Consider the following 7,761-nt stretch of genomic DNA (forward strand, 5'->3'; position numbering starts at 1 on the left):
TATTTATTTATCTCAGCTCTTACTGTTTGATTTGGCTATGGAAGGAGTCTAAAAATATGCCCAAATTCAAGCTAGTATCAGAGTACACACCGCAAGGCGACCAGCCAGAAGCCATCACCCAGCTGGTAGAAGGTTTGCAGAATAATCTGCATCACCAAACACTACTAGGGGTTACCGGCTCTGGAAAAACCTTCACCATGGCCAACGTAATCGAAGAAGTTCAGAAACCTACACTGGTCATCTCACATAATAAGACCTTGGCGGCTCAACTGTACAGCGAGTTTAAGGAGTTCTTTCCAGAAAATGCCGTCCAATACTTTGTTAGTTACTATGATTATTATCAGCCCGAGGCCTATGTGCCACAAATAGACCTGTATGTAGCCAAGGAGATCTCGATTAACGAAGAGATTGATAAGATGCGTAACGCAGCCACCAGATCTCTTATTGAGCGAAGAGATGTCATAGTGGTGGCTAGTGTTTCCTGTATTTATGGTCTAGGCTCCCCCGAATACTATAGAGGTATGGGGTTTTTCCTAGAAAGAGGAGAATCAAAAAGTAGGGAAGAGATTCTCAGGTCACTCGTGGACATACAATATGAACGTAACGATTTAAATCTGGAGAGAAGCAGATTCCGAGTTCGGGGAGACGTAATAGAGATTTATCCTTCTTATGAGGATATTCTGATTAGGGTGGAACTATTCGGTGACTACATTGAGAGAATCCGGGAGTTAGATCCCTTAACCCGTAAAACCATAATGGAGAAAGATAGGGTCTATATTCTGCCCGCTAAACATTACGTTATACCTGCTGCAGACTTATCAAGAGCTATTGAAACCATTGAGGAAGAGTTACAGGAAAGGCTCAAAGAATTAAGAGCTAAGAATAAGCTCTTGGAAGCGCAGAGGCTAGAGCAAAGAACCAAATTCGACTTGGAGATGCTGCAAGAGGTGGGTTATTGCCCAGGCATAGAAAATTATTCCAGACATCTTGACGGCAGAAAACCCGGTGAGCGTCCCTACACCCTTATTGACTATTTCCCGAACGACTATCTTCTTTTTATTGACGAATCACATGTAACCATTCCTCAACTGAGAGGAATGTATGAGGGAGACCGTTCGCGAAAGGAAACACTAGTAGAGTATGGGTTTAGACTTCCATCAGCCATAGATAATAGACCCCTTAAATTCGAAGAGTTTGAAAGCATGGTTAACCAGGTAATCTATGTTTCAGCCACCCCTGGGCCTTACGAATTAGAGATGAACGAGCAGCTGGTGGAGCAAATCATCCGGCCCACCGGTCTTATGGATCCCAGCGTGGAGGTTCGCCCAGTTGAGGGCCAGATAGATGATCTTCTGGGAGAGATAAGGAAGCGAGCGGAGAGGAAGGAAAGAGTACTGGTTACCACCCTCACCAAGAGAATGGCTGAAAATCTTACCGATTATTATGATAATTTAGGTGTCAGGGTAAGATATCTACACTCCGAGATAGACACTCTGGACAGGGTGGATATTGTGAGAGATTTGCGTCTCGGTGAATTCGACGTGCTCATAGGAATAAATCTTCTGAGAGAGGGACTTGATCTGCCTGAGGTATCCCTGGTCGCTATTCTAGATGCAGATAAGGAAGGCTTCCTCAGATCGGAACAGTCCCTGATTCAAACTATCGGTAGGGCTGCAAGAAATGTTAACGGCACAGTGATAATGTATGCGGACACGGTAACCGAAGCTATGAGAAGAGCAATAGATGAGACCAATCGGAGGCGGGCGAAACAAATGAAGTACAATGAGGAACATGGAATAACTCCTCAAACAATTGTAAAAGCTATTAGAGATATGACCGGGAGAAGACACGAAGAAATAGAAGTTGAGAATATAAGTCGAGATGATTTACCTTACATCATTAAGGATCTGGAGAGGGAGATGAGGACTGCGGCGTCTAATCTGGAATTTGAGAGAGCCGCATCAATTCGAGATAAGTTATCGCTACTCAGGTTAGAGATGGAAGGAAAAGGAAAATATGGCTAAAGACAAAATATTTGTTAAGGGAGCATCGGAGCACAACCTGAAAAATATTGATGTGGAGATTCCACGCGATAAGCTTGTGGTCATCACCGGGCTGAGTGGATCTGGGAAATCTTCTCTGGCATTCGACACCATATACGCCGAGGGACAGAGGAGATACATTGAGTCCCTATCCTCCTACGCCCGCCAATTCTTAGAGATGATGGAGAAACCCAGCGTAGAATACATAGAGGGATTGTCTCCAGCAATATCCATAGAGCAAAAATCACCAAGCAGAAACCCCAGATCCACGGTGGGAACCATAACTGAAATCTATGATTATTTAAGGCTACTCTACGCAAGGATTGGGGTACCTCATTGCTGGCAGTGCGGAAAAGAAATCACACAGCTCACCACTGAGCAAATAGTGGATCGAATAATGAGTCTCCCGCAAGGAACCAGAATACAAATATTGGCCCCCATAGTGAAGGGACGAAAAGGCGAATATCGCAAAGTGTTGGAAAACCTCAAAAACGACGGATTCGCTAGAATAAGAATAGACGGAGAAATGAGGGACCTAGAAGAGGAAATAATCCTGGACAAAAACAAAAAACACGACATTGACTTGATAGTAGACAGATTAGTTATAGGTCCAGATATTCAAAAAACACTCAACGATTCCGTGGAAACCTGCCTCAAATTCGGAGATGTGGTAAAAGTTTTGATAGATGATGATAAGCAGAATATCTACAGCAAAAGATTAGCCTGTGAGGAGTGCGGATTAGGATTAGAGGAATTAACTCCCCAAATGTTCTCGTTCAACAATCCCCATGGAGCATGTAGCTACTGTGGAGGTCTGGGAACCACTAGAAGGATAGACCCCGACCTCGTAATCCCAAATAAGGAATTATCGCTGGCGGAGGGAGCAATAGCGGCGTGGAATGATCCCATAGGCAGTTGGTACTTCCGAAGATTAGAAGCATTGGCAAAACATTACGGCTTCAGCGTATACACCCCGATAAAGGAACTAACACAGAAACAACTTAATGTAATCCTGTATGGAACTAATGACCGTGTCAAATACCTCTATGAAAACAGAGATAGAGGATTATACCTAGAATATGAAGGGAGCTTTGAAGGCGTTGTAAACAATCTAGAGCGAAGATATCGGGAAACCAAATCTGAATATATTAGGGAAGAAATTGAGAAATTCATGGATATGAATCCCTGTCCCCACTGTAAGGGAAATAGGTTGAAACCGGAAAGTCTTGCGGTTACCGTGGGAGGACTAAACATTGCCCAAGTCACCAAAATGTCCATCGAACAGGCTTTGAAATTTTTTAATCAGCTTCAACTCACCGACAGAGAAATGCAGATAGCGGAAAAAGTCCTAAAAGAAATAAAATCTCGACTAAAATTTTTAATGAATGTGGGACTAAATTACATAACAATGGACAGAGCGGCGGGAACACTTAGCGGAGGAGAAGCCCAAAGAATTCGACTCGCTACCCAGATCGGAAGCAGCCTCGTCGGAGTAATATATATACTAGACGAGCCCTCAATAGCGCTACACTACAGGGACAAGAAAAGACTAATCGAAACCCTAAAGGAACTAAGGGATTTGGGCAACACCATCATCGTCGTAGAACATGACGAGGACACCATAAGAGCTGCGGATTACATCGTAGACCTAGGACCAGGCGCAGGTAGAAATGGTGGATGGGTTGTGGCGGTTGGAACACCAGAGAAAATAATGGCTAATGAAAATTCTATAACCGGTCAATATCTTTCTGGCAAACTCCGTATACCGATTCCCATCCAGAGACGTAATGGTAATGGTGCATATCTAATTCTTAGGGGGGCTCAACAGAATAATCTGAAAAACATTGATGTAAAATTCCCGCTGGGATTATTTATCTGCATAACAGGAGTCTCAGGCTCAGGAAAGAGCAGCCTAGTCTACGAAACACTGTATAAAGCCCTAGCACAGAAATTTTACCGCTCCTTAGAGAAACCCGGAAAACATGATAAAATAGAGGGGTTAGAAAATATAGATAAGGTAATTATGATTGATCAGAGTCCTATCGGACGCACCCCCCGCTCTAATCCCGCAACCTACACCAATTTGTTCACACCCATAAGAGAAGTCTTCTCCATGGTTCCAGAGGCGAGAATGAGAGGATACCGCCCAGGAAGATTCAGCTTCAACGTGAGAGGCGGAAGATGTGAAGCCTGTGAAGGAAACGGAACCATAAAAATCGAAATGCAGTTTCTACCCGATGTATACATCAGATGCGAGAACTGTAAGGGAAAGAGATTCAACCGAGAAACCCTGGAAATAAGGTACAAGGGGAAGAACATACATGAAATACTAGAAATGACCGTAGACGAAGCATTGGAATTTTTCGAAAACATTCCAAAAATAAAGAAAAAACTACAAACCCTAAAAGACGTGGGACTCGGCTACATTCAACTAGGACAACCCGCACCCACACTCTCGGGCGGCGAAGCTCAGAGAGTAAAACTCTCCAAAGAACTAAGCAAACAAAGCACTGGAAGAACTCTCTACATACTAGATGAACCGACTACGGGTTTGGCAACCGCAGATATTCAGCAACTTCTAAATGTTTTGGGTAAGCTTGTGGATTCAGGTAATACGGTTATTGTGATTGAACACAATCTGGATGTTATTAAGGTAGCAGACCATATTATTGATCTGGGTCCTGAAGGTGGTGATGAGGGCGGCGAGATTGTTTGTGAGGGAACACCAGAGGAAGTTGCGAGTATCCGCAATTCTTACACTGGTCAAGCTCTGAAAAGAGTTTTGGGGGTGGAGGCTCGTGGAGCAGCAGGTTGATGAGGCTCCCTCGGAGCCCGGTGTTTATATTATGAGGGATGGTAAGGGAAAGATTATTTATGTGGGAAAGGCTCGCAACCTAAAGAATAGGGTGAAATCGTATTTTGCTCCGTCGAGGAGGTCTGATGCTAAGGATGCTTTAGTGAATAATGTTGCGAGTTTGGAGTATGTGGTTACTGGTGATGAGTCGGAGGCTATGATTCTGGAGTGTGATTTGATTAAGAAGTATCAGCCGAAGTATAATGTGGCTTGGAAGGATAGCAAATCCTTTCCGTACATTAAGGTGACCTTGAATGAGGAGATTCCTAGGGTTTTTACTACTCGTGAACTGGTGGAGGATGGGGGGAAGTATTTTGGGCCTTATACGCGTTTTAAGAGGGTTAAGGAGAATTTGAAGTATATTCGCCGCTTGTTTGGTGTTTGCGGTTCCGAGGCTCCGGTGAAACTGAATAGTTTGAAGAGGCCGTGTCTGGAGTATCATATTCATAACTGTTCTGCTCCCTGTACTGGTAGGATTAGTAGGGAGGAGTACATGAGGAATATTGAGCAGCTTCTGCTTTTTTTGGCTGGTGATAGGGAGGAGTTGGTGGAGCAGCTTTACTTGGAGATGGAGAAGGCTTCCCAAGAATTGAGATTTGAGGATGCCGCGAAGATTAGGGATCGGATTTTGGGTGTGGAGCGGTCTATTGGGCGGCAGAAAGTTTTATCCACAAAGTTTAGGGACACGGATGTTATTGGGCTGGAAAAACTGGGGAGAAGGGTTTGTATGGTTCTTCTCTTTCTTAGTATGGGAAGAATGGTGGAGCGTAAGGATTTTGTGAGGGAGGAAAGAGGGGATGCGGCGGATGAGGAGTTGATTTCGGGTTTTGTTAAACAGTTTTACGTCGATGCGGAGGTTCTTCCAGAAAAGATTATTGTGGAGAGAGATTTTGAGGATAGGGAACTGGTTGAAAAGTGGTTGGAGAAAAAGAAGGGGGAGCGTGTTGAGATTCGCACTCCGATTACTGAGGATGAAGAGAATCGGGTCAAGTATGCGAAGAGGATGGCCACCTTGATCCTGAATGAGCGCAGAATGAAGAGTGAACTGGAGCGGGAATTAACTCTTGAGGCGGTAAGAGATTTACAGCATGTGTTGAATCTGGCTGAATCGCCGAGGAGAATTGAGGCTTTTGATGTTTCTAATATTATGGGGGAAGACGCGGTGGGGTCCCTCATTGTTTTTGAGGAGGGGAGACCGAAAAAGGAGGATTATCGCAGATTTAAGATTAAAACCGTTATGGGTCCTGATGATCCTGGCATGATGGGGGAAATCGTTCATCGAAGATATAGGAGATTATTAGAGGAGGGTGGGAAGCCTCCAAATCTCATTCTTGTGGATGGTGGGAAGGGTCAGCTTAGTGCTGCGGTGAAGAGTCTCCAAGATTTGGGTTTTAGTATTCCCATTATGGGATTGGCGAAAAAATTTGAAGACATATACCTGCCGGGAAGGGTTGAGCCGATTAATTTGCCCTCGGATTCTAAAACACTCTTTCTTCTTAAGAGGGTGAGGGATGAGGCTCATAGGTTCGCTCTCGGTTATCATAAGAAGCTCAGGGAGAAAAAACTCAAACAGTCAGTAATTGAAGATATCCCAGGGGTGGGTAGAAAAAGGAGAAATGAGCTCTTAAAGCATTTTGGTTCCTTAGAAAACCTGAAAAAAGCCACAGTCGAGGAGATAAAGGCTGTGCCGGGTATAAGTGGGGATTTGGCAGAAAAGATATATAACCGTTTAAAAGAATTCTAAATTTCGAAAAGGTTTTTAGGGCATACTTGCCGGCAAATCTTTTCTCAGCAAAACTTGTTAGCGCAGAAGCAGCGTTATTGCATTTGTCTAGGTTTCGGGCGTCTATTAGCTTGACCAGTTCCGGTATTGCATTCTTATCGCAATTTATTGGATTTCTTGTGATTTTTGGTTAAAAAAACTTAATAACTGTAGAGTTTCATATTCTTTAAGTAGAGGATAATGCTCTAAAGGTGACTTGAATTTGCCAGATTCTGAGAAGAGAGATGAATTGAAAAAAATCCTTAGAAAAGCAGTTTCCGCTCTTGGAGATATTTCGGATAAAATAGATGACGTTACCTCAGTACTCTCCAAAGCGCTCACGCTAGCGGAGTATAAAGAAAAAGCAATAATCCCTGAGGAAATAGTTGAGACTCGAAAAGAAAGTTACGAACCAGTACCTATCACCTTTGAGAAGAAGGAAGAAAGGGTAGCCGAGGTTTCCAGGGTAGTTGCACGCCCAATAAACAGTAAGTTCAAAACCTTGGAATCACTGATCTCTGAAGGAACCCACATCAAATCTATGGCTTCAGAACTAGACGGTATTAAGGACTGGGTGATGGGCCTTTCTCCAACGTTTTCACCCATATTGTACCAGATTGATCAGTGGAGTAGAAAACTCAAAAACTATCCCTACGAAAAACTCTCAGATCAGGATGGCGGAGAACTAATGTACTCAATCCACGATTGGAAAGTGAAACTCTCAAAGGTTTAGTGGTTAAACATAGACATAAAAAACTTGTTATAGAGAGGCGTAAGGGCTTCTTGCACTTCATAAGAACCGCGGCAACAAAGATATTTGTCATATAAACATTAATTTTTTCTCTATTATGAACGGTTTTGGATAATAATTCGGTCTTGTTTCTAAAAGAAGAATTCATGAGGCTTCTTTTCCGATTTAGAGCCATAAAAAATAGGTGAGGATCGAGTTAATCTGCATAACCATAGCAATACCTTATTTTATAAATCAAATATTTTGAGCATATTTAGATAGGCACTCCCGAAACTATCTAGTTACACTTCGTGTTCTTTCCGTTGTCCGAAACTTACCCATCTAGGACACTTCCAGATGGTGTTCGGTTCCT

The 7,761-nt window shown here is 43.3% G+C and carries 4 protein-coding genes; all 4 read left to right on the forward strand.

The window, feature by feature from the left end:
- The first annotated feature begins 56 nt into the window (after positions 1-56).
- The 4 genes from uvrB to ACUVXA_RS13225 all read left to right on the forward strand — a co-directional run bounded on the left by uvrB (position 57) and on the right by ACUVXA_RS13225 (position 7,391).
- Positions 57-2,024 (forward strand): excinuclease ABC subunit UvrB, encoded by a 1,968-nt coding sequence (gene uvrB / locus ACUVXA_RS13210; protein WP_445871742.1) that lies wholly within the window; start codon positions 57-59, stop codon positions 2,022-2,024.
- On the forward strand, positions 2,017-4,857 hold the full coding sequence (uvrA, locus tag ACUVXA_RS13215) for an excinuclease ABC subunit UvrA (protein WP_445871743.1): 2,841 nt from the start codon (positions 2,017-2,019) through the stop codon (positions 4,855-4,857). The genes uvrB and uvrA overlap by 8 nt, the downstream gene beginning before the upstream one ends.
- Positions 4,841-6,640: an excinuclease ABC subunit UvrC gene (uvrC, locus tag ACUVXA_RS13220; protein WP_445871744.1), complete on the forward strand. Its 1,800-nt coding sequence runs from the start codon at positions 4,841-4,843 to the stop codon at positions 6,638-6,640. Before uvrA ends, uvrC begins: the two co-directional genes overlap by 17 nt.
- 241 nt (positions 6,641-6,881) lie before the next feature.
- Complete coding sequence (locus ACUVXA_RS13225) at positions 6,882-7,391, forward strand: hypothetical protein (RefSeq protein WP_445871745.1); 510 nt, start codon at positions 6,882-6,884, stop codon at positions 7,389-7,391.
- Positions 7,392-7,761: the final 370 nt, after the last annotated feature.

Source organism: Candidatus Jordarchaeum sp., from assembly GCF_052745115.1.

Bases quoted from the DNA above. Each gene is read 5' to 3' on its own strand.
- uvrB (WP_445871742.1), top strand. From the start codon at position 57: ATGCCCAAATTCAAGCTAGTATCAGAGTACACACCGCAAGGCGACCAG.
- uvrA (WP_445871743.1), top strand. From the start codon at position 2,017: ATGGCTAAAGACAAAATATTTGTTAAGGGAGCATCGGAGCACAACCTG.